This window comes from Streptomyces araujoniae, assembly GCF_050871195.1.
GTDB lineage: Bacteria > Actinomycetota > Actinomycetes > Streptomycetales > Streptomycetaceae > Streptomyces > Streptomyces bacillaris.
On sequence record NZ_CP194070.1, the window covers coordinates 653,798 to 677,544 of the forward strand.

Below are 23,747 nucleotides of genomic sequence, written 5' to 3' on the forward strand. Positions count from 1 at the left end.
CCGGTCAGCTCTTTCACGAGCGGGTAGATCCTTTTCCCGGCAGGTTCACCTGCGACAGACAGGCCGCCGCCCGCCGCAGGACCTCGTTCTCCTGCTCCAGCAGCTTGATCCTCCGGCGCGCTTACCGCAGTTCCACGCTCTCCTGGCTGGTCGTCCCGGACTTCGTGCCGTCATCGATGTCCGCGCGGCGCATCCACTTCCACAGCGTCATCGCGTGGCCCCCGACGTCGGCGGCCAGCTGCTCGACATGCGACTTTTTGCAAGATCTGCCTCATATCGGACGGGCACCCTCCCCAGCGAATCTGTTGCTACATCTGATCACGCCCAAGCATGATTCGTAGTACCTTGTCTGCTTCAGCGTTAGGAATGGCCTTGCCGCAACTAGGCTTATGACGTGCAGCCATGGTGCGGTGAGAGCGATGGGGGGAACATCGTGGGTGCCGCGCCGCGTTTCATGGCTGCGAAGGCTCGTCCGTTGCCGGTGCTTGTACTGGCGGACGTGAGCGGAAGCATGGGGGAACCTCGGGAGAAGATCGATGTACTCAATGAGTGCATCCGCCACATGCTCGACGATTTCGCTACCGCCGATGTCGGGCGAGGCGCCATCCACGTCGGCGTGATCGCTTTCAGTCAGAACCGGGCCGAATTGCATCAAGATGTGGTGCCCGCGGCCGAGGCTTCCTGGACCGACATGGAAGCCCAGGGAGGCACTCCGCTCGGCGCGGCCCTCGGACTCGCCGACGAGGTGCTGCGCGATGAGTCAGCCGTACCGGCCCGCTCCTTCTCTCCCACTCTCGTTCTCGTCTCCGACGGCATGCCCACTGACGAGTGGGAAGAGGCCCTCGACCGATTGCTTGACTCCCCCAAGGGTTCTCGAGCCAACCGGCTGGCTGTCGCCATCGGTCCGGACATGACCGAACAGGCGAAGGCCGTACTGCGCCGTTTCGTCAGCGACGAGGCCAACGGCGTGTTCGAGGCACATGACATCGGACGTATTCAGCAGTACTTCCGCTGGGTCACGGTCACCGTTACTCAGCAGGCCCGAAGCACTCGTCCGGACCGGGCACCGGTATTGCGCCCCGACGATCTGTCCGAATTCGGCGCCTGACCCTGTCGGAGAACGCAGCGAGAGGAACATCCGTGGCATCGCGCTGGGATCTCGGCGGTCTGTTGCGGCCCGTCGAGGACGAGTACCACCAGTTATGGCCGCTGTCCCACTCGATAGGTGCCGGCGGCCAGGGCGAGGTATGGCTGGCCCGTGGCGGACGTACCGCCATCAAGATGATCACTGCTCCAACTCAGGAAGCAGCAGAAGCCGTTCACACTCGGCTGCGCCGCATCCAGCGCTTGCCGCTGGACGGCGTTCCGTTGGCCGGCGTCCTCGCCTTGCTCGCTCCGCCGAAGCTCGGTTATGTGATGGAACTCGCCGACGAGATGGTGCCACTGGACACGTTGTGCGTGCCCGACGAGGAAGACCTCGCTGCCTGGTACCTGCGCACCGGCGGCCTGGAACGCCGACTGCGGCTGCTCGCCAAACTCGCGGGTGCCGTCGCCCGGCTTCACTCACGCGCCATCGTGTACCAGGACCTGTCACCCTCGAACGTGCTCGTCTCCGCAGCTCCCGAGCAGCAGGAGATCCGCCTCATTGACGTGGACAATCTCGGTCTTGTCTCGACTGTCGCATCTGCGCCGGTGCACACCCCGGGATACGGGGCACCGGAAATCGTGTCCGGGCGCAGTGGTGCCACGACGCTGGCCGACGCGCACGCACTCGCCGTCCTGATCTTCGAGACCCTCACGGCAAGTCACCCGTTCCGTGGTGACGAGGTTCTGGACTCCGATCCCGTCTACCAACAGGAGTACGCAGACTGTTTCCGCCTTCCCTGGATCGATCATCCCACTGACCGCACCAACGAGTGCACCTTGGGCATCACACCACGGGAAGAGATGCTGTCCGGTCAACTGTGGGGCCTGGCCACCCGGTGCTTCGTGGACGCCGTGACCGATCCTTTGGTCCGGCCGTCGGCTGCCCGGTGGGCCGCAGCGCTGCACTCAGCAGCGGGACAGACGGTCGAGTGCCCGGAGTGTCACTGGAGCTACCGAGCCGCGGCCTCCTCATGTCTGGCCTGCGGCAAGCCCCGAGGACGGGTCTGGCTGCTGCGCCACGGACTGACCGGCCCGGTCGGGACCGAAGACGACACTCCCCTTGTAGAGCTGTCGGAGGTGCCTCTGCCCGACTTCACCGTGCTGCGCCCCGACAGCCTGACGACACTGACGGCCCGTCATACCTCACCCGCCCCGGACCAGCTCGATGCGGTGGTCGCGCATTTGCGGTGCCATGGCCAGGATGTGACTGTGTCAAACCTCTCGCGCGACAGTCTCTGGCTCGACCACCAGGACGGTCGGCCGTGGCGTGAGATCGGTCAGGGAAGCCAGGCAACCGTGCCGGTCGACGGCCGTTCCTGGACGCTTCACTTCGGCAGGCAGGGTGTCATCCATCGCTGGGTACGTCTGATGACGCTGGAGGCGAGCGGGTGAGCGTGCGCCCCAAAGAGCCGGCGATGCCGGCCCGTATGCCGGGCGAACCCGTGCTCCTGTCCTTCCTCTGGCATCGAGTGCCACAGGAGTTCACCGACCAGGCCATCCCCGACGGCGTCGAGGTCCGGCTCCATCACCGGCCTACAGGCCAATTAGACCTGGTCACCGATACCGCCACGTTCGGGATCAGGCCGGCCACTCCGAAGGACGAGCGGAAGCTCGATCGGGTCCAGGCGGCCGGGACCACTTGTGTGGCAGTGACCGCACATCCTGTCCGCCCGCGACCGCCCACGCCCGTCCCGCCGCCTCGGCGCCGTACTGGAAACCCGCATCAGTCCTCGTCGGCGGCCGGCACTCCTTTCACCGTGCGGGTTCACATCTACGCGCCTGCCACAGGACTCGCGGTACCGCTCAGCACCGGACTGCTCCTCGATGTCGACGACGCCGTCCTGGAGGACGCCACCAAGTACGCGGACCGCACGGACACCATCAACGTCGGTTCGCTTATGGAGTTCATGGCACGCGAACTCCTTCTGGAGCCCCGTCCCGGGGCTCCAGCGGACGCAAGGCGCATGGTGGTCTCGGCCGGACCGGCCGGAAGCTTCGCAGCCGGCTTCCGGGTGCACGGGCCAGGGCTCATGGCCGATGTCGAGAAACACAGTGCCGGCTACCGCATCGTCCGCTTGCTCAGCTCGGTCCATGACCGAGGCGGCGCCGTTCAGAAGGCACTCGCCGTCGGATCCATCGAGTTCCGCGACATGACCGCCAGACAGCGGGACCGCGAGAGGATACAGCAGGGCCTCGACCTGGTGGCCAGCCAGAACGGCTACCTGGCCATGTGGGACAGGTACCAGGAGCTGGAGGCGCGCCACATCAGGAGACGCCTCCGCGACTTCGGAAGCATCCGCTACACCGACGTCAAGGTCGAGTCCGACGGCCGCTGCGCGTTCACTGTGGACCTCGGCCGGGCCCTGCCACGTACCCGAGCCGCGTTGGAGAACACAGCTGCGGCCGAACGCGTCGAGCTCGAGGCTGCCGAGAGGCTTCCGGCCTCCGTGACGGACACCGCGATGACCGACCGGGAATGGCTCGTCGCATCCCGCGCGCAGAAGGTGAAGGCCTGGGTCGGAGAACCGCTCGGATACGACAGTGTCACCGAGGTCCTGAGGCTCACTGCGACCCTCAACAACCAGCAGGACCCGCCCCCTCAAGGGTGGCTCTACCTGGCGCACCGCGGCGACCAACGTCGGCTCGACCGGCGCGAAAAGGCCATGCAGCAGCTGCGCACCGACGGAACGCACATTCCTGCGCTGCCGACTCTCCTGGAGGGAGGAACCTGGCCGCAGGCGGCACGGCAGCGAATCACGAAGCTCTCCCCCTCCGCGCTCAGCTGCTTCGCTCCTCACGGACCGACGCCGGCCCAGCGGGAGGCGGTGCTCACCGCCCTCAACACTCCTGACGTCGCGATCATCCAAGGGCCACCGGGCACCGGCAAAACCCAGGTGATCGCTGCTCTGGTCAACCAGTTGGGCGATCTCGCTCAGGGGGGAGATGTGGCCGGGAGCACCCTGTTGACGAGTTTCCAGCATGCGGCGGTGGACCACCTCGTCACTCGTGGCTGGGTCTTCGGGCTTCCACCGCTCAAGGTGGATTCGCGCGGTCGGGGCAGCAAAGTGGCACTGGACACCTGGCGTATCGAGGCAGCCCGTGCTGCCGACCTGCGGTTGCGTGAGCGCCCGGCCGGGCCTCATCTGGCTGCCCGGCGAGCCGCCGCCGAGCTGGCCGCCACCTATCGGGCGGCGCCGGTCCCACCCGAGAGCCTGTCGCGCTTCCTGGACCAGGTACTCACCCAGGTCGGGGACATCGCCGAACCGTCACTGGTCGGGGAACTCCGCAGTCACAGGGACCGGGCCGAACAGCAGCGCATGCGAGCCGCCGCCATGGCCGACCCCGACGTGCGCGCGGATCTGCTGCCCTACATCCGGTCGCTGCGCTGCACCGCAACCGGATTCCACGATGACGGGCCCCGCACAGCCCGGGCGCTGTTGACACGGCTGGCACTCGCCGACAGTCCGCTGTTCGACGGCATCTCTTACCAGGAACCTCTGCGTGCGGCAATCAGCGCCACCGCACCACACACCGAACTGCTCAACGCGCTCACTGCGTTGCGCAATGCCCTGCTCGACCGTCTCACCGCGCGCATCCGGCTTCCAGAGGTCACCGTGGCCGATCCCGCAATCGTCGACCTCCTCGACCGGCTCGCAGCACAGCTCGCGGAAGCGGTGACCCGGTCACCCGACGCCATAGCCGCGGCGCTGCTGGATTACCGGGATGATCTGCGCAGCGACCCAGAAGGTGTCGACGACACACTCCGCGCCTACACCGTCTCGCTGGCCTCGACCTGCCAGCAGGCCGTTTCCAAAGCCATGGTCGATGTCGGCCGTCGGGACGGAGCGTTCGAGTCGGTCGTCGTCGACGAGGCAGCGCGGGCCAACCCTCTGGATCTCCTCATCCCTCTCGCCCAGGCCCGCCGCCGGATCGTGCTGGTCGGTGACCACGCCCAGCTTCCCCACATGCTGGAACCCGACGTGGAGCGCGAGCTGAGTTCGCTCGGCGACGACGTCCGTGAGCGGCTGCAGGAGAGTTTGTTCCAACGACTGGCCCGGCAGTGGGAGCACAGCTCCTCCGACGGGCACTCCCGGTTCGTCCGTCTCGACACCCAGTTCCGCATGCATCCGGTACTCGGCAGCTTCGTCAGCGACAACTTCTACCAGGGGCAATTACGCAACGGCCGTGAGGCGAGTGACTTCACCCACGGGATCGAACGATACGGCGAAGTTCCCGCGGTATGGCTTCCCGTGCCGCAGTCCGCCGGCGGTGAGACCCAACGGGGAACGAGCCGCGCCCGCCACGCCGAGGCCATCGTCATCGCCGCGGAGATAGCCGCGCTGATCGAGCGGTACCCGAGGATGACCTTCGGTGTCATCTCGTTCTACGCCGCGCAGGTCACCGAGGTGTGGAAGGAGCTGAAGAAGGCCGGACTCGCCGAGTTCACCGATGCGGGCGGGTGGCGCCCCGTGACCCGGCTCAGCCGTGACGAGGACGGCGCGCCGCTCGACCGATTGCGGGTCGGCACCGTCGATGCCTTCCAGGGCATGGAGTTCTCGGTCACCTATCTGTCCACTGTGCGCAGCTGCACACCAGTCGCGCGGAACGACGCCAAGCGCGCCTACGGGCACCTGACCGTCGCCAACCGGCTGTGCGTGGCGATGAGCCGCCAGCAGCGGGTGCTGGCCGTGGTGGGCGACGACGACATGTTCGGCCCCGGCAGTCCGGAGGCGGTCAAGCCTCTTGCCGGGTTCCTGAAGCTGTGCCGGAAGGGAGTGGACGGCCGTGTCGTTCGACCGTGAGACCCCTGTCTTCCAGCTGGCCGTCCCACCCCGCCAACGGTACCGGCCCGTTCTCCTGCCCGTGTGGGTTCACCAGGCAACGGCACCGACCGGCTACTCCCGGACACTGGATGTCTTCCAGACCGTGGTGCTGCGCCTGTGTGCCGCCGGGGTCCGCGATGTCGGTGACCTGTCCCGGTTGATCGGGCTGGACACTGCCCTGTGCCGCACGGTGATCGCCCGGCTCGTGGAGGGGCAGCTGATGGCACACGGGCTGCAGCTGACCGAGGCGGGGCGGCGCACCGTGGCCGAAGGCGAAGTCGCCGAGACGGAGCCCCGGCTCGTCCGTGTCTTCCAGGACCCGGCCACCGGAATGCTGTTGCCTCGTATCCTGGTCGCCGATCCCGTACGCGCCGACCTGCGAGCACATCGCGGCCGCTGGGTCACCATCCAGTTCGGTACCGCTGGCGCCTCCCGGGAGGTTAGCGCGCTGACGCTCCGGGCCGGCGGTTCCTGGATGCGCCCGTCGGAACGTGATGTCCTCGAAGCCTGCAAGAGTCACGACCTGGCGGCGCGGGGCCTGCGCGGTGCTTCCCGTGATCCGGACAGCTCTGTGGGGGTGGCCCGACGGATCGGGTTCCATGGTACGGCGAACCCGGCCCATGTCGTGTGCTACGTCGTCGAGGGCAACGACGGGTCCGGACGCATGTGGACCGTGGAGGACCCGTTCGCGGTGGGCGACGGGCGGCCTTTCGCAGATCTTCTGGCCACCCGTGCAGAGACCGACGAGCAGTTGGCCCGCCTGATCGACGACATGCTCGGAAAGAGCCGCCACGACCGGACCACCGCCGCGCGCAAGGTCGACCGGGAGCTCGCCGAGGATGCCCGCGCCGACGTGGTACGTATGCTCGGCGAGGAAATCCGGAACAACTCCGAGGTGTTGACCCACCTTGCGGACATCGAGCTGGCGCTGCTGAAGGACACCGCGCGGGAACGGGAGAACGCCGCACGCAACGCCATTCGCGTCTTCGAGTGCATACTCCCCGAGCTCAACGAACGGTTCCCTGCCCGGATCCCACCATCCAGGGAGCCGGGGGTGCGGGAGCGCACGTTCGTACTGACCGCCCAGCGCCTGGGTGCCACATCCGTGCCGCCGGAGATGCGCAAGTACTGCTCCAGACCGGCCGGCGGGCTGGCCGGAGACGTCATCAGAGCCGTCTGGGCGGCCGGGGAGAACGCGCAGCATCCGCTCGCCGCGTTCATCCGCGAGCGCCCCACCCTCCTGGAGGATCTCGACCGGTCACGCATCCTGCGCAACAACGCGACGCACGGACCGACCGGCGCACCGGCCCCTGATGAGCTGGACCAGATCCGGACTCTCGCCTACGACGCGGCCCGCCACTTGCTCGGTCTGAGCAGCGGCCGAACCACAATCAGCAAGAGGTGAACTGACGACATGGGCAAGAGGCAGACACGCACGCGTCAGAAGGGCAAGGGGACGGTCTGGCCGGGACGGCCGCCCGCTCCTCCGCACACCGAGGCCGCCCGTGCCCGTCAGCCGGCCCCGATGGTTTCCCCCACCGGCCCGAAGAGCGCCGACAACACCACGGCGCTGGTGGAGGAGATACGGCAGGTAGCGGACGAGGCCCAGGTGGTGGTCGCGGCGGGGGCCGGGTCCGACGACTCGAGCTCCAACCTCGCGTCGGCCTGGCAGCGGTACCGTGCACTCGCCGAGCGCCAGGCAGCCGCAGCGACCTCGTTGTCGGTGCAGGCGGAGGCGCTCCGTGCCGAGCAGGAGGAACTCACTGCCGCGGCCGCGCAACGGGCCGAGGAAGCCGCAGCCCTGCAGGAGAGGAGCGCCGCGCTGGACTCCCGCACGGAACTTCTCGACCGCAGGGACCGCGATCTGTCCGACCGCGAGCAGGCGGCCGAAGCGGCATTCACCGAACGCCACCTGGAGGCAGGCCGAGAGCTTGAGGCCTGGCTGACGGAGCAGCGCCGGACGGCCGTGGCCGCGCTGGACACCGAACGCCAGGACCGACAGGCACGGTGGAGCGAGGAACAGCGTCGCCTGGCCGACACTCAGGCGGCGCTGGACGAGCGGGAGAGCGAACTCGCCCAACGCGAGAGAGATCTGCGATCCGCCCGGCTCCAGCTGGAGAACGAACATGAGGACGTCGCCCACGTCAAGGCCGCCCTCAAGGAGCAGCAGGTCACCCGTGCGGAACGGTTCGAACATGAGGTGACGAGCCGTACCGGCCAGTTGCTTCAGCAGATGGAGGAGAGCCGGCACAGGATTACCGTCCTCACCGAGGGGCACGGACGTCTGAGCGTCCGACTCAACGAGTACGACGGCGCATTGGCGTCGCTGGGGGGCATGACCCTGGAGCAGGTCGTCGAGCGCCTGACCGAGCTTCGCGCCGAGAACGCGCGTCTCCTGGAGGAGAACGCCGCCGCGCCACAAGCCGACGCCCTCCTGCTCGAGCAGCTGCGGCAGCAGGTCAAGCGCCTCGCCGCCGACAACGAAGAGCTGGTTCGGGAGCGCGGGGAACTGGAGTCAGCGCTCCAACGTGATCGCATCGCGGTCAACGAGCGTCAGAATTACCTCGAACAGAACAACTGGTTGCGCGCTGCCAACGACCAACTGCAGCACCTGCTCAACGAGGAAGCGGCCAAGCTCCGGGCCACGGCCCAGGTCGGCAAGGAAGGCCAGGCATTTCCGGCCTGCTCGTACATGGACCGGGAGTTCGGCACGCCCCGGCCCTTCGACACACGTACGCCGGCTATGCCAGAGCTGGTACCCCAGCTGCAGGCGGTCATCCGCCAGCAGGCCGGTCTCTCCTACCGTCAGTCCGACCTGCGCCTGGTCCTGGCGGGCATGGCGATGAGCCGTCTCCATCTTTTCCAGGGCATCAGCGGTATCGGGAAGACCGGTCTGGCCCGCGCGCTTGCCATCGCCTTCGGCAGTGACAGCAGCGCCGCCGTGGTGCCCGTCCAGGCCGGCTGGCGCGACCCGCAGGACCTCATGGGCTACTACAACAGCTTCGACCGGATCTTCTACGAATCCGAGTTCACCAAGGCTCTGTACCGTGCCCAGTGCCCGGCTTTCAAGGACCGGCCCTTCTTCATCGTCCTCGACGAGATGAACCTCTCCCATCCGGAACAATATTTCAGCGGAGTGTTGTCGGCACTGGCCATTAAGGACCGGCCCAGTCTGGCACTGACCACGGCACCGGTCAGAAACCCTGCCGACCTGATCATCGACGGAACGCACATAGCCGTCCCGGACAACGTCTGGTTCATCGGCACCGCCAATCACGACGAGACAACCGTCGGCTTCGCCGACAAGACCTACGACCGGGCCTTCGTCCTGGAGCTGCCCTGGCAGCACCCGGACGTACCGGAGACGGCACCCGCGTTCCCGGAACCGCTCGGCCATCAAGGTCTCACCCAGTCCTTCGACAGGGCACAGGCCACCTACGGCGTGCAGGCCGACGGCATCATCGAATTCCTCAACACCCACTGGCGCAATCGTCTCGCGGAGGAACTGCGCATCGGGTGGGGTAACCGGCTCGAGAGGCAAATCAAGCAGTTCGCACCCGTCGTGGTCGCCGCAGGAGGCAGCCCGGGTGAGGCGTTGGACCATCTTCTGGCCACACGCATCCTGCGCTCGGTCCGGGGACGGTACGACATCCATAGCGACACCCTCGACACATTGCGCACCGACCTCGTCGAAAGTCTGAGGCGGTTCGACGGCGCTCACGAACCAACGACGACGCGACGGCTGCTGGACGACGAGCTCCGCTCACGTGGTCGGCAATGAAGCGGGAAGCAGCCGAGCCGGAACTGGACTCCCTCCTCGTCCGTCATCTTCTGGCTCTGTCAGCCCGTCTCAGCGAAGCCGCCACGCTCGACGACTGGCTGACCATGCCTCCGATCATCCTCGATGTCGCCGAGGAGGCCGAGGCCTTGCCGGTGGAGGACGTCTTCGAGCGCGAGTCCGGTGCGCTGCGCGCGGTCTGCCACCGTCCGTACACGCGTCTGCGCACGGTGGAGGAGGTGGTGCCGACGTCCCGGGTCCGCTCGATCGCTTCCGGCGCTGCGGCGCGCCTGGCTTCCCGGCCCGAGGACTGGGCCTCGCACACGCTCGCCGGCGTGCGCCCCAGCCGTCTACTGGCCCGGCGCAGTGAGGAGGACGCCGACATCTACGAGAACCGAGTCGCTGTGGCTGTCCTTGATGTCATGCGGTCGCACCTGCAGCAACGGGTCACACAGCTCAGGGACCTCAGCAGGATGACGGACGATGTACACGGTCTGCTCATGACTTCTGAGGAGACCTCCTGGCGGGCCCGGCGGGACCTGGCCAGGCTGCTGAGAAACATCGAGGACTCCGGTCGGCAACGGGCGGCCGCGGGAACGCGTCTGCGGACCCTGGAATCGCTGCTTGCGGTAGTGGAGGTCATGCTGAGTTCACCGTTGGCGCGCGCGGTCGACCACCGCTCCGCACCACCGCGCGAACTGCATCCCACGAATCTGCTCAGCAGCGACCCGCACTACCGCAGGGTGGCCTCACTCTGGCAGGCCTGCGTCACCGTCGCCACCGTACGCCCCGGGGAGGCCGAGACCGCCCAGCGCCGCCAGGAGATCCGCGTCGCCTTCGAACGGTTCACCGGCCTCCTGCTGCTCCTCGCCTGCACACTGCTTCAGGCCACCCCGGACGCCCATCAGCCGGCTCCTGCCCCCGGCCGGACCACCCGCTTCCGCATGCGCGGTCAGCAGTTGACGGTCACCTGGTCCCGGACAGGCGACTTCACCCTTCACTGGCGTGACCGCCAGGCGCTGCGCGTCATTCCGTTCACGATCGACCTGTGCACGGCTCCCGACGCAGCCTCCATCGCCACTTCGATCTCAGGCGTCTGTCGTGACCGGCCGGCCACCGAGTGCGACGATCTCATCGTCCATCCGGGACTGCTCCAGGAACGCCAGGACGCAGAGCCCCACGTCACCGGGGCGGCGTATCGGATCGGGCACGGCGACGGCTATGCGTCCGGGCAGCATGTCAGCGTTGCCCCGTTGTCCCCACTGGACATCTTCAGCGTCAGCCGTCTGGTGCGGGCCGTCCAATGGGCCACCTTGGGCGCCGACGCGCGCCGCTACCCTCTCACCGTCCCCGTGCCCGCCGGCACGCGTTCCACTGTGGCGAGCTGTGACTGGCTCGAGCCCCGTCCCGACGGTGTGGCGGTCGTGCGCGCCCCAGGCTCGGGGGAGCTTGAGCAGCTCTCCGTCCTGCTCAAGACGGCCCAAGGGCGGCACGCCAGTAATCGAGCAGCGAAGCACGAAGTCCAGCGACTGCGGACTGTTTCCGAGACGTTGAAGGACGCAGCCGTCCAGGCCGAACTGCTCGAAGTGTGCCCGGTGTGTGCCAAAACCGGCTCTCAGCGTCAGACCATGTTCGAGCCCCGCGAAGGCGGCCTGTTCGCAGCACTCTGTTCCGCGTGCCGCACCCGCTGGGAGCTCCGCCGCTGCCTGGCCTGTAGACGGACCTTCCCACTACTGGAACCGGATGGCTCCGCCGCTACCGGAGCCCCCGAGTCCGACCTCGACGGCCGTCTCGGTGGCGCCTTTCTGGCTGTCCCGTGCTGGGCATCGGAGGGCACCGGTCAGTTCATTTGCCCGGCGTGCAGCACCTGCGGCCAGGCGACTCGAGCCGTTTCCTGTCCACGCGGATGTTCAACTCGGACCCCAGACTAACTGGGCGTTTGGTCCTACGTTTGTTCCAGTCAGTTGGCTCGGAACTGAAAAGGCCGCTGAGTTGGCCGGTGGGGGGGATCCAGCGGCAGAGGATCGTCTCGTCCTGACATCTTCTGTCTCCCAGGCCGACGTGACGCCACGCCTTCCGCCCCCTCGTCGGCTGGCCGCCGCGCAGCATATCGCGACGTGCCTCCCCGAAGTGCGAAGCTATCCCCTCGAAGGCGGATGCACCGACCGGACGACGTGCCGGTACAGGAGACGACTCGTGCGGACGAAGCGCCTGCGGGGACGGACGGGGCTCATGCCCCGAGCAAGTGATCCGGTGGAGCTGAGGGCGGCAGGCGTCCTGCGGTACTGCACGGGTGAGACCGTCGAACCGTACGATCGCTGCCCTCGATGCGGTGATTCCCACGAGGTGCGCGCTGCCCCCGACGGGCGCTTCTACCTTATGTGCGGCGACGATCGGGTAGTCGAGGTCACACAGGTGACCAGCAGTGTGGCTGAGCAGAACCGGCGCTCCTGGGAGCCGTACCTCAAGAAGCGTGCGGTGCCCGAGTTGAATCTGGGCTGGCACGTGGTGTTCGAGAGCACGCCGAAGGCAACCTACGGGGGCCGCAAGGGGCACCCTCGTTTCAGGGATCCCCTGACCGTCATCAGCCCGGCCCTGGCTGAGCTGGAACGGCGTGGCGTGAACCGCTTCGGCCCCGGCACGGCCTGTATCGAGCGGCCATTCCATGAGGAGTCGTGCCCGTACGGCGTGCTGAGCGGTACTGGGGTGGCCTTCGGTTGTTCCGTGCCCAGCGAGACGAGTACCGGCTACATCAGCGCAGGCCTGCTGACGGGGTACGACCAGATGCCGGCTTTCAACCCGGACCACTGGGCCGGGAAGGCCGAGAAGAACCGCCGCCAGGGAAAGCCCCCACCGCCCTCTCCCCTCCCGGAACCACTCCGGATGGGCCCGGTGCTGTGGTCGTTCGATCCGGACTTCCTCGCTTCACTGGAGAAGCGCCGGACCGAGGACGAACGGAAGTCGGCCGAGACGACGCGAGCCCTTTTCCCCGGTCGCCACACCGATGCTGAACTCGCCGAACTGGCCCGCCAGGACGTGAGCGAACGGATCACCCTCGCACGATCCCTGAGCTGGCGGATCGCGCTCCCGGCGAACCCGCCGCCCATCGCTGACGCCGACGGCGGAACGGAACTGGTGGACTTGCTGGAAGTCGAGTTCGGGCTGCACGAGGACCTGGCCCTGAAGCTCAACGCGGCTTCCGACCGACCGCGCCGCGAGGTGTTCTTCTGGCTCACCTGGATGCGTTCCTCCGCATGGCACCGCCTCGCCGCCCCGGGCCTGCTGCCCTCGCGGTCTCCGAACGTACCGGCCGGCATCACCGGCCTCTGGGTCGGCTGCCTGCTGGACCAGACCCACGTCCTGCACTGGGACCACGACACCGGCTGGACGCGCTACCCGCTACCGAACCCGCTGCCCATACCCCGATTTTCCTGCTGCCCCTGACGCAGACTGGACAGCACAGCGGCATTTCAGCCCCCCTCCTGGGCCGGGGTCGGACTCTGAGGAGGGGCCCGCTTTCCAGCTATAGGCACTCCGCAGTTGTCCAAGTTGCTAGCCCTCGACTCCACCAAACTCCGCCAGGACAACCCCAGCCCATCCGGATGGCAACGCACGCCGGGCCAGCCGCGGCCGTCACCTCGCGGGGCGACCACCACGGCTGAAGCATCCGCTCGGCATGCGGTGGCGGACCGTTCCCAGCCCATCACGCCGGCGTCACGGCTTCCTTGCCGACCCGGATTACGAGTCGTACCGTTCGGTCACCACCATCGCCGTCCCTGCGAGGACCGCTCCCACGGGCGTCTCAGCCCACTCGGCGAGTAGCAGCGGCTTCTCGTCCACGGACTTCAGCAGATGAGCGATCTCCTCGGCGGTCGGCGCGACCGGAAGGGCACAGCCGACCATGTCGTGGCCTGTCGCGCTGGTGTGGTTCCCGGGCTCCTCCTCGGGATCGTCCGGCACCCATCGGCCGACCTCGATCTCCCACGAAGTCTCGTCGTCGTCTGGCTCCGGCGCTTCGATCGTGAGGTAGAAGCCGTCGGAGTCGAACGGCTCCACGAAGAGGCGACAGCTGGGGTCGTCGAGTGAAGCCCCCACGTCGCCGCCCTGGGCGTGCGCGGTGACCAGCACCCGGAGGGCGGCGATGGCCTTATCCCGTTCCTCCGAGGTGTATACCGACTCGCGTCGGTCGAGCTGCTCGCGCGTCTTGTCGCTCAGCGTGTCCAGCCCGTCGTCGTACTTCACGAGGGGGTGGCCGAATTCCCAGCAGCGCTCGGTCCCCGGATCCTCCTCCGAGGAAGTTCCCGAGAAGTCCGCGAGTCCTGCCTGCAATCCGTGCTTCTCTGCCTCCAGTTCGGCCCGGATCGCTCTGCTGACCGTGTCGGGGAGAGCCGCCATGGCACTTTCCAGGTCGACGAGCGCCTGATGGAGCCGTAGGCAGACGTACTCGAACCACAGACTGTGGGAACCATCGAGAAGAGCGGTGCGGGTGGCAGGGTCTGTGAGCGCGGCAAGCTGCGTACGCGGGTAATAGCCCACACGCCGTTCCCGGCAGTCGTGGATGCTGACAGGGACGGTAGCGAAGGCGGAAATTCGATTGAGGGCGTCAACAACCAGGCCCCCGAGGCGAGGCTCGGCAAGACTCGTCACAGCCTTGGATACAACGCCGTCCGGACCCTCGTAGGTCGCCAGGATCTGCGTCTTTCCACGGGTGGCGTGCTGAGAGTAGATGGTCACGGAACGCCTTTCGGCCGTCCGGCACACGACGGCCGGACAGAACAGATGGGCAGGAAACGGTTAGGAGGTGGTGGCGAGGGCGCTTTCCGACGCTCCGTACCTCAAGACGATCGGAGGTGGCCCAGGTACCGTCCCAGGCTCCATTCCTGCCCGAAGGGTAGCGCATACCCCGCGCTTCGCAAGCAGATATTCAGCGGGTCTGCCACACGAATCGGGTGACATCCGAACTGGTTTGCCTTGTGGGGCGGATTTCGCTGTGCCCAAGCCTCATCCGGAGGAGTTCCGCCAAGACGTCGTGCGGGTCGCAAGGAACCGCGGCGCGGGCCTGACGGTCGAACGGGTGTCCACCGCCTTTGGAGTCCACCCGATGACGCTTTGGAAGTGGATGCGTCGGATGGACATCGACGACGGGACCAAGCCCGGAACGGCCAGTCAGGAGAATGCGGAACTTCAGGAAGCACGGCGGCGGATCAAACTGCAGGAGCAGGAGAACGAGATCCTGCGGGGGACTGCGGCCTATCTATCGCAAGCGCATCTGCCGGAAATGGATCTACCAGCTCGTGAGAGAGCTGGCTGGGGGCGGGTTGCCCGTCACATCCAGTTGATACAGCCGGACTCCGCAACAATCGAGCCTGGCACACGTCCGCGGCATTTTCGGCCACTCAACGACGGCCTCCGGCTGCTCCGCGTAACCTCACCGGCATGGGGGCATCAGAATCCGGTCCGGGCCAGGACTCCGACGACGAGGCACGGCGGCGGCTGAACGCGTACACGTACCTCAGCGCGCCCGAGCGGCTGGAGCACGTCGCGATCATGCGGGTCTTCTGTGGAACGCTGCTGGCGGATCTCGCCGTCCCGGACATCATGGTGAAACTGCGCCAGGTCGGAACTTTCGCCGCGGGGCTCGACGCCGACACCCTCACAGTCCGGCTGGAACAGCTGGTCGCCTGGGGAAACCTGCTGCGCAGCAGCCACACGGTGAACGCGTCCAGCATCAGCGAGTACCAGCGTTCCCGCTCGCGCTACCAGCTGTCGAAACTGGGCGAACGTATCCAGCGGGACGCCGACGGGGTCCTGGCCGAGGCCGACGCCGCCCGCGAGGTGAGCAACGAACTGCTGGCCCTGGTCGAGCGCGGACTACGGGAGCTGGCCGACCTCGTGACCGCGCCGGGCGGCGTCGAGCCGCAGGACGGACTTGAGCGGATCAGCACGCTGTTCGTGCAGTTCAGCGAATTCGCGGACTCCATACGCGACTTCTACGCCTACCTCGGCCAGGTGCTGTCCCGCTACGACCTGGACAGCGCCGAGTACCAGGGCTTCAAGGAGCTGCTCCTGGACTACGTCGAGGCGATCACGGAGGACGTGGCGTTCCGAGCGCCTCGGATCTCGGCGGCGTTGGACACCCTGTGGCCGCACATCCCGGCTCTGCTGGGCCGGCTGGACTCCCACGCCCAGGGGCTCACCGGGCTCTCGACGCAGGCGCAGGGCGAAAGCCGACCGGACGTCCGGATCCAGCGCAGCCGGGGCCGCGAATTCGCGGACTGGGAGGGCCTGCGCGGCTGGTTCAGCAACACCGACGGCCAGGGCAGCCAGGTCGACCAGCTACGCGATGCCACTCTGCGCGCGTTGCAGTCGCTGCTCGCCAACGCCAAGCGAATGCTGCGGTCGGCCACCGGGGGGATGTCCCGGCGCAAGGATCTGCTGCGGCTGGCCCGCTGGTTCGACGAAGCGGCGCCGCAGGACGCACACGACATCGCCGTCGCCGCCTTCGGGCTGTATGGCGCCCGCCATCTGGGCATACCTCCGGCCACCGACGAGGTGGTGCCCGCCTACACAAGCTGGTGGACCGGTCCCGTGGTCGAGGTACCGGTGGCCCTGCGTGAAAGAGGCAGCCGCGCCCCACGGGGCCGGGCCTCAGCGGTAGAGGACCACTCCGCGCAGAAGCGGCTGCTTAGGGAGGCAGCCCGTCAGCGGGCAGCGGCCAGAGCAGCGGCAGCCGACGAACTGCGCAGTGCGTCCGGCCGGTTCGCCGACGTACGACTCACCTCGGCGGCGCTCGGGCTGCTCCTGGAGCTGCTGGCCACAGCGCTCGGAAACGCACAGCTGAGCAGGTCCGTCAGCACGGGCGGGGAGAGGACGGCGGGGTTCGACCTCGACTCGGCCAGCAGTGAAGACGCCGAACTGCGTATCCGCCTCACCGTGCGCCGGACGGCAGGCACGCGAACGATGCTGTACTCGGCCGACGGCGACCTGCTGCTCGACGACCTGGAGCTGGACATCGGCCGCACCTCCGCCGCGGTCGACGGCGAAGCGGAGGCGAGCGTGTCATGACCCTCCCCTCGACTCACGACGTAGCCCTGGCAGCCGAGCGCCGCACCGCCGCCCGCTTGCTGCTCGCTCACCCGCTGGTCGCGTCGGACGGCCCCCACGCCGACCTCTTCCCGCTGATCCGCCGGCACGCCGACTGGCTGGGCAAACGGTTCCAGCAGGTGCTTGGCTACCGCCTGCTGGTCGACAGCTCCTACGCCCGGCTGTTCAAGGCGGGGCTGGGGGCGGGTTCGGGTCATCGGCTGGAGCGCTCCACCGGCACCCCGTTCACCCCACACACGTACGCCTGCCTCGCGCTGGCCCTGTCCGTGCTGGTGACCGCGCCCGAGCAGATGCTGCTGTCCCACTTGGTCGCCGACATCAGGGCCGCCTCGGCCGACGCCGGGATCGAGCTGGAGGGAACGGGCCGGGCGGCTGGGAAGCGGACCCTGGTCGCGGCACTGCGCCAGCTCGTCGACTGGGGCGTGCTCATCGAGACCGAGGGCCAGGTGGCCGCACTCGCGCAGGAGACGAGCGGAGAAGCCCTGATCACGATAGACCGGGAGCTGGCGCGCGTGGTCGTCGCCGGCCCGCTCTCCCAGGCACGGGACGGCGCCGACCTGGTCCGGCGGGCAGCGGACCCGGGCTTCGGCGGACCACGCACCTACGTGCGCCGGATGCTCGTCGAGACGCCTGTCGTTCACCTCGACGAGCTGACCGACTCCGAGCGTGACTGGCTGCGCACCCGGCAGCGCCGAGAAGCCCAGGCTTTCTCCGAACTCCTGGGCCTGGAGATGGAGATCCGTGCGGAGGGCGTGGCGCTGGCAGACCCCGAGGAAGAGCTCACTGATCTGCACCTGCCGGGCACCGGGACCATCGCACAGGCCGCGCTGCTGCTGGCGGAACGGCTCGTGGAGCGGCTTCGGCCGCAGGAACCGGGGCATCCGGCTACCGGCGGGACGCTCGTCATCGGAGTGGCTGCCCCGGACGGCTTGGTGGACGAGGTGCTCGCCGGGCTGGTCGCCGAGTACGGGCAGCGCAGCAACTGGCAGCGCGGCTACCTGGAGGACCTCCCCTCCTTGCGAGAGGCCGTACTGGACCTGTTGGTCCGCATGCGGCTGATGGCCCGCGCGGGCCGGCTGCGCGCCGAGGGCGAAGGGCTGCCGGAGGGATACGTCGACGAGGCTCTCGAAGGACGCACGGTGACCGATGTCCGTGGCGCGCGGCCCAGCGGCGAAGGCTGGGTGCTGCTGGCAGCAGCAGCCCGCTACGCCACCCAAATCACCGTGCGCCCGGCCACCTCAGTCGGCAAGGACACAGCCGTTCAGGAGGAGTTGCCGTTATGACCACCGACGCGCGTGGCCTCGTTCCGCTGCCGCGTTCCGGAGCTGCGACAACCGTCGGCCCCACAAGAGACGGCGGCACCCGCTTCCGGCTGCACCGGGCGGGCATCCAGAACGTCTGGCAGTACGACGAGCAGGAGTTCTCCTTCGGCGACGGACGGCTGCTGCTGCGTGGCAAGAACGGTGCGGGCAAGTCCAAGGCCCTGGAGATGCTGCTTCCGTACCTTCTGGACGGCGACTCCCGGGCACTGGACGCGACAGGCACCGGTCGCACCACGCTCGCGTGGCTGATGCTGGACGGGTTCGAGCAGACCAACCGTCTCGGGTATCTGTGGGTGGAGTTCCGGGGCACAGCCGAGGACGGCGGTCACCACCACCTGACGCTCGGCGCCGCCATCCGCGCCTCGAAGTCGACGCAGAAGGCGCTGCCGACATTCTTCGTCACCCCGCTGCGGATCGGTGAGGACCTGCATCTGGTCGAGGCGGGCAAACCGCTACCGGTCGACAGGCTCAAGGAGATCGTCGGCTCCGACAACGCGACCGACCGTGCGGTCCAGCACCGCTCACGAGTGGCCCGGGAACTGTTCGGCATCACCGACGCGACGCGCTACCGCAACCTCACACAGCTCCTCCATCGGCTGCGGCGCCCGACGGTCGGCGACCGGATCGAACACGGGGGCCTGGTCTCCCTGCTGAGCGAGACCCTGCCAGGGCTCGACGAGGACGTGGTCGAGAAGGTAGCGCGCAACCTCCACGACCTCGACGCCGTACGGGACGAACTCGGCCGCCTGGAACGCACCGACGCGGCCTTGCGCACATTTCTCACCAGTTACCGTGGCTACCTGGCCGGGGTCCTGCGCACTTCCGCCCAGAAAGTGAGCCATGAGCTGGGCGTCCTCGCACAGCGGCGCCGGGCGGCCGGAGACGCCGCTCAGCGGACGAGCGACCTGAGGATGCAGGAGGAGGAGTCGGAGGGCCGACTGGAGACCCTGCGCGACGAAGAGCAGAACGCCCGGACCGACCTGGCCGCCCTGCACGCCAGTCACGCCTACCGCAGCCTGCGCGAACTATCGGAGCGCCGCAGCACGGTGGAGGCGCTGCACACCGCCGCCGCGGCTGCGTTCACGACCTTGAGCAACGCGCACGATACGGAGGAGGGCTCGGCCGAGCGACTGGCCGAAGGCGTCGAACACCTCGGAAGCCGGCTGGCCGAGCTGGGAAGCGAACATCGGGAGCTGCTGGCGCAGGCGGAAAAGGCCGGGCTTCCCACCGGCCATCTCGGCGAGGCGGTGGCCCTGCCGCGAACGGTTCTCGCCCAGGCCACCGAAACCGCGTTGACGACTCCGGACGGGGAGACGCGCGCCGTGCGGCACCGGTCGGCGGCGCGCGTGGACACGGTCACGGCTCAGGAAGGGCTGCGGTCCTGGCAGAACCAGTTGCAGGCCGCCGAGACGGTCGCGAGAAATCGGGCCCGGATGGTTCAGGAGGTGACCCGCCTCATCGCACGGGCGGACGAGGCCCGGGGCGCGGCAGCTCAGGCCGATGCCGAGCGGGAACGGCTGGAGGACGAGGCGGAAGAGGCCGCCGGCCACCTCGACGGCAGCCGTCAGAAGGTCGCCGAGGAGAGCGGGGCCTACTCCCGTCAAGTCGCCGAGTGGGCGGTGCGCACTCGGACTGCACTGGGTCCCGACCTGCCGTCGCTGGACGCCGTCCACGCCACTGTCGGCCACGAGACCTCTACTGACGCGCCGTTCGTAGACCGCACACTGCCGCCCGACATCGACAGCCAGGCGTGGCGGACCGCTCAGGCCGCGTTGGAGCCGTACGGCGAGGAACTCACCGGACGCCGGGACACATTGGCGCTCGACGTCGGCCGACTCGGCGAGGAACTCGACCGTCTGGCGGAGCAGAAGCGGGACTGGGAACGACGTACCGACCCCGAGCCGCCGGCCCCACACCATCGTGCCGCCGCGAGGAAGCCGGGCAGTGGAGCTCCTTTCTACCGGCTCGTGGACTTCGTGGACGAGCTGGCGCCTGCCGACCGAGCTGGTCTGGAAGGGGCGCTGGAGGCGAGTGGCATCCTGGACGCGTGGGTGAGTACGGACGGCGTCCTGCTCGATTCACGCATCCGGGACACCCTTCTCCAGCAGGGCCCCGTGCTGTCCGACGGACCGACTCTCGCCTCGGCCTTGCGCCCAGCCCCTGAACCGGATTGCGGCATCACAACCGAGCAGGTTGAGGGTCTGCTGGCCAGCATTGCACTCGCATCGGCACAAGAGACTTCCGCACACAATGCGGTTTTTTTCGACGGCAGTTGGCGTCTGGGCGTACTCAACGGTCGCTACGACAAGGGCGACACCGAGTACGTGGGGGCCGCCGTACGGGCCGAGACTCGGCGTCGCATCCTCGCCGAGTTGGAGGAGCGAACCACGCAGACGGAACAGCGGCTGGCCGACGTTCGCGGAGCGCTCGCCGTAGCCGATGCCACGCGTCGGGCTCTCACGCTCGCAGAACGGGATTTCCCCAGGGCACGGAACCTCGCGGACGCATGGAGCAGAACCGAGTCAGCAGAACGGACCCTGCGCGGCCTGACCGCCAAGGCGACCCGCGCGGCGCGGCTGGCCGAGGAGACACGCGCTCTCGCGGTATCGGCGCGGACCGAGGCGGATTCCACTGCGACCGCCCACGACCTGCCCCGCGACCCGGCCGCCCTAGACAGGGTGCGCACCGCACTCACCGGCCTGCTCGGCGGTATCGGGCATCTGCGCAGGGCCGTCAGCGGCACTGGTGGGCGGCTCGGTACCAACCAGGCCGATGCCGACCGGTACGGACGAGCCCAAGGGGATCGCCAGGCCGCGGACGAGAGCTACCGGCTCCACCTCGCCGGACTGCGCACCGCTGAGCAGGACCTGCGTACCCGCGAAGAGGCCATCGGATCGTCCGAGGAGGAGATCCTCACCCGCGAGCAGGAGGCCAAACAGCGCATCGCGAACGCCGACCGCGCCCTGCCCGGGGCGCAGAAGGCCCGCGACGACCTCCACGACCAGCGCGTGCGCGCGGAAGAGGACGAGAAGCGCCTGCGCGGAACCCTGGCGGACCAGGAAACGACGGTCATCGACGCCGGCAGCGCTCTTCGCACTGCTCTCGGCCGACCGGAGGTGGTGCTCGGCGCCGGCCTCGACCGGTCCTCGCTGCCCGAGTACGTGTCGGACGATCCCGGCGCGGACGTACGCAGCCGTCTGCGAGCGCTGCGGGCCCTCGCCGACGCCGTGGAGCAAGCCCTCGGCCGCCCGAAGGGCGAGGTGTCGGACAGCACCCTGCTCAACCGTCACACCGATCTTCGCGATCAACTGGCCGGTGGGTTCGACGCGCAGCTGGAGGAGCGCGACGGGATCAAAGTGTGCCGGCTGGTCGACGACCACGGGTCTCATGACGTCGCGGCTGTGGGCGAGCGGATCGCGGTTCAGGCCACGGAGGCCCGAGGGCGGCTCACCGAGCGCGAACGTGAGGTCTTCCAGCGGTTCCTGACCGGCGAGCTAGGCGACCACCTCTCGGCGCAGGTCATCACCGCTGCGAACCTGGTCGCGGCTCTCAACGACACCTTGCGGACCGTGCGCACCTCCCACGGCCTCGGCGTCGAGCTGCTGTGGAAGCTGGACGAGGATGTGGACGCGGATGTACGCGCGGCCGTCGAGCTGCTGCGCAGTCCGTCGAGCCTCAGGACGCGCGAGCAGACCGAGCAGCTGCGCGAGGTGCTGCAACGCCGGATCGAGGACGCCCGCCGTGCCGACCCATCGGCCGGTTACGCCGCCCATCTGCGGACCGCGCTGGACTACCGCGACTGGTTCCGCTTCCACACTTTCGTGGTCGAGGACGCGGCCCCGGGCCGCCGTAGGAAACTGACCGGCCGGACGGGGCTCAGCCAGGGCGAACAACGCGTGCTTTCCTACCTCGTGCTCTTCGCCGCAGCAGCCGCCCACTTCAGCAGCCTCGCCGAATCGGCACCTCACGTACCACGCCTGATCCTCCTGGACGACGCCTTCGCCAAGGTCGATGAACCCACCCACGGCCGACTGGGCCGTATCCTCGTCGACCTCGATCTCGACTTCGTCCTCACCAGCGAGCGGCTCATGGGCAACTGGCCCGAGGTTCCGTCCCTGCACATCTACGAGTGCCTTCGTGATCCCCACGTACGCGGGGTGGCCACCCTGCACTACACCTGGAACGGTCGGCACCGGCGTCTGGTGTCCGTATGAGCGGGCTGCCCGCCGCAACGCGCGACTGGCTGAAGGGACCCGGACTCGCCCGGCTCTGGCAGGGGGCACGTAAACGCCTGGAGAGCAACGGCGTACAGGCCACGGGTTCGCTCCGGCTGACCGCAATGAACGCCCAGGAACGCAACGATCTGTCCCTCCTACTGGGCAAACCCCTCACAGGTGCCGCTGCGACCATACGGCTCGACGTGCTCGACGCACGGCTACGCGCTTCAGCCGCCGGACTCGGACTCAGACGGACTCTGGAAGAACTCGGACCGCCGCTCACCGACCGCCGTGCCGCCCGCGCGGACGTGGCGGCGCGGCGGGAGCGGGTGTGGTCGTCCCTTTCTTCGTCACTGGACGCCTCCCCGCTCGCTGACCAGGAATGGCCTCAGCAGTGGTACGACCTGCTGCGCCGTACCGGTGTTCCGAAAGGAGTGACACCTGAAGCGGCGATATGGACACTCCAGCAGGCGGTCCAAGTCCTCACCGCTCTCCTCGGCCCCGAAGGGGCTGAACGCAACGGCACACGCGGCCGAGGAGAACTCGCAGCCATGACGACCGGCTCCGCCCACGGCCTTGACGACGGCACCTGGCTCGCACGCGTCGTCCAACGCGGCGTCGCCCTCGCCCATGGCACCGAGTTCCCCGACGACGCCGCCGGCCGACGCGCTCTGTGGCGGCTGGTGTCCGTCACGCCGGACGAGGTCTCCAGCACGGTCCTCACCTACGGGCTGCGCCCCGTCGGTGAGGGCTGGCGGGAGCGTGCTCTGCGGGAGCGTGCCGACCATCACTGCGAAGTTCATGTCACACCACGCGACCTCCGTGACTTCCGGCTGCAGCTCCCCGCCGCAACGCTCATCCACATCTGTGAGAATCCGCGTGTTGTGGAAGCCGCGGCGGACGCCGCCTGCGTCCGGCCCATCGTGTGCACCTCCGGCAGTGCCGCCACCGTGGTCTTCACGCTTCTCGACGCCCTCGCCGCCACGGGTTGCCGCTTCGCGTACCACGGCGACTTCGACTGGCCGGGGATCGCGCTGGCCAACCGGGTGATCCGCCGCTACGAAGCCCTGCCGTGGCGCATGGACACTGCGGACTACGAGCGCCTGGCCGCTCGCAGTCAATCCGAGGCCATCCCTCAACTGGCTCTCGACGGTGGGCCGGTCGACGCAGACTGGGACCCAGACCTCGCCCCCGCCATGACCGCCCTCGGAGTCGCACTCCACGAGGAGGCCACCCTCGATCTGTTGGTGGCAGACCTGTCATGCCAGGTGTAGAGCGACGTCAGCATCATGCCGAACTCAACTGGATTGTCAGTCCCTTTCGGCATCAATGACGCTCACACCTGATACGACACCGT

At 68.2% G+C, this 23,747-nt stretch carries 12 protein-coding genes; 11 read left to right on the forward strand and 1 reads right to left on the reverse strand.

Annotated elements, in window-relative coordinates:
• Nucleotides 1-454: 454 nt before the first annotated feature.
• The 7 genes from ACQ9ZG_RS02700 to ACQ9ZG_RS02730 all read left to right on the forward strand — a co-directional run bounded on the left by ACQ9ZG_RS02700 (nucleotide 455) and on the right by ACQ9ZG_RS02730 (nucleotide 13,191).
• Nucleotides 455-1,108, forward strand: coding sequence for a vWA domain-containing protein (locus tag ACQ9ZG_RS02700; protein ID WP_109915078.1), 654 nt, complete (start codon nucleotides 455-457; stop codon nucleotides 1,106-1,108).
• A 32-nt stretch (nucleotides 1,109-1,140) separates the two neighbouring features.
• The gene (locus ACQ9ZG_RS02705; RefSeq protein WP_109915079.1) at nucleotides 1,141-2,538 is read left to right on the forward strand and encodes a protein kinase domain-containing protein; all 1,398 of its coding nucleotides are present in this window, start codon (nucleotides 1,141-1,143) and stop codon (nucleotides 2,536-2,538) included.
• On the forward strand, nucleotides 2,535-5,948 hold the full coding sequence (locus ACQ9ZG_RS02710; RefSeq protein ID WP_109915080.1) for a DEAD/DEAH box helicase: 3,414 nt from the start codon (nucleotides 2,535-2,537) through the stop codon (nucleotides 5,946-5,948). Before ACQ9ZG_RS02705 ends, ACQ9ZG_RS02710 begins: the two co-directional genes overlap by 4 nt.
• Nucleotides 5,932-7,374: a hypothetical protein gene (locus ACQ9ZG_RS02715; protein ID WP_109915081.1), complete on the forward strand. Its 1,443-nt coding sequence runs from the start codon at nucleotides 5,932-5,934 to the stop codon at nucleotides 7,372-7,374. The genes ACQ9ZG_RS02710 and ACQ9ZG_RS02715 overlap by 17 nt, the downstream gene beginning before the upstream one ends.
• A 9-nt stretch (nucleotides 7,375-7,383) precedes the next feature.
• Nucleotides 7,384-9,750: a hypothetical protein gene (locus tag ACQ9ZG_RS02720; RefSeq protein WP_146225663.1), complete on the forward strand. Its 2,367-nt coding sequence runs from the start codon at nucleotides 7,384-7,386 to the stop codon at nucleotides 9,748-9,750.
• Nucleotides 9,747-11,678 carry a DUF2357 domain-containing protein gene (locus ACQ9ZG_RS02725; protein WP_109915083.1) on the forward strand — a complete coding sequence of 644 codons (1,932 nt, stop codon included), beginning with the start codon at nucleotides 9,747-9,749 and terminating at the stop codon, nucleotides 11,676-11,678. Before ACQ9ZG_RS02720 ends, ACQ9ZG_RS02725 begins: the two co-directional genes overlap by 4 nt.
• 496 nt (nucleotides 11,679-12,174) lie before the next feature.
• The gene (locus ACQ9ZG_RS02730) at nucleotides 12,175-13,191 is read left to right on the forward strand and encodes a hypothetical protein (RefSeq protein ID WP_499279806.1); all 1,017 of its coding nucleotides are present in this window, start codon (nucleotides 12,175-12,177) and stop codon (nucleotides 13,189-13,191) included.
• Nucleotides 13,192-13,485: 294 nt separating this feature from the next.
• Here the strand turns inward: ACQ9ZG_RS02730 and ACQ9ZG_RS02735 are convergent, their stop codons facing one another.
• Entirely contained in the window at nucleotides 13,486-14,481 is a 996-nt protein-coding gene (locus tag ACQ9ZG_RS02735; RefSeq protein ID WP_109915085.1) for a hypothetical protein, read from the reverse strand.
• A gap of 702 nt (nucleotides 14,482-15,183) precedes the next feature.
• On the opposite strand from ACQ9ZG_RS02735, the gene ACQ9ZG_RS02740 reads away from it, so the two are divergent.
• Genes ACQ9ZG_RS02740 through ACQ9ZG_RS02755 form a run of 4 tightly spaced genes read left to right on the forward strand, consistent with a single transcriptional unit; the run spans nucleotide 15,184 to nucleotide 23,664 of the window.
• Nucleotides 15,184-16,812, forward strand: coding sequence for a TIGR02677 family protein (locus tag ACQ9ZG_RS02740; protein WP_109915087.1), 1,629 nt, complete (start codon nucleotides 15,184-15,186; stop codon nucleotides 16,810-16,812).
• Nucleotides 16,809-18,134 carry a TIGR02678 family protein gene (locus ACQ9ZG_RS02745; RefSeq protein ID WP_109915088.1) on the forward strand — a complete coding sequence of 442 codons (1,326 nt, stop codon included), beginning with the start codon at nucleotides 16,809-16,811 and terminating at the stop codon, nucleotides 18,132-18,134. Before ACQ9ZG_RS02740 ends, ACQ9ZG_RS02745 begins: the two co-directional genes overlap by 4 nt.
• On the forward strand, nucleotides 18,131-22,387 hold the full coding sequence (locus ACQ9ZG_RS02750; RefSeq protein ID WP_109915089.1) for a TIGR02680 family protein: 4,257 nt from the start codon (nucleotides 18,131-18,133) through the stop codon (nucleotides 22,385-22,387). The genes ACQ9ZG_RS02745 and ACQ9ZG_RS02750 overlap by 4 nt, the downstream gene beginning before the upstream one ends.
• On the forward strand, nucleotides 22,384-23,664 hold the full coding sequence (locus ACQ9ZG_RS02755; protein ID WP_109915090.1) for a TIGR02679 family protein: 1,281 nt from the start codon (nucleotides 22,384-22,386) through the stop codon (nucleotides 23,662-23,664). Before ACQ9ZG_RS02750 ends, ACQ9ZG_RS02755 begins: the two co-directional genes overlap by 4 nt.
• Nucleotides 23,665-23,747: the final 83 nt, after the last annotated feature.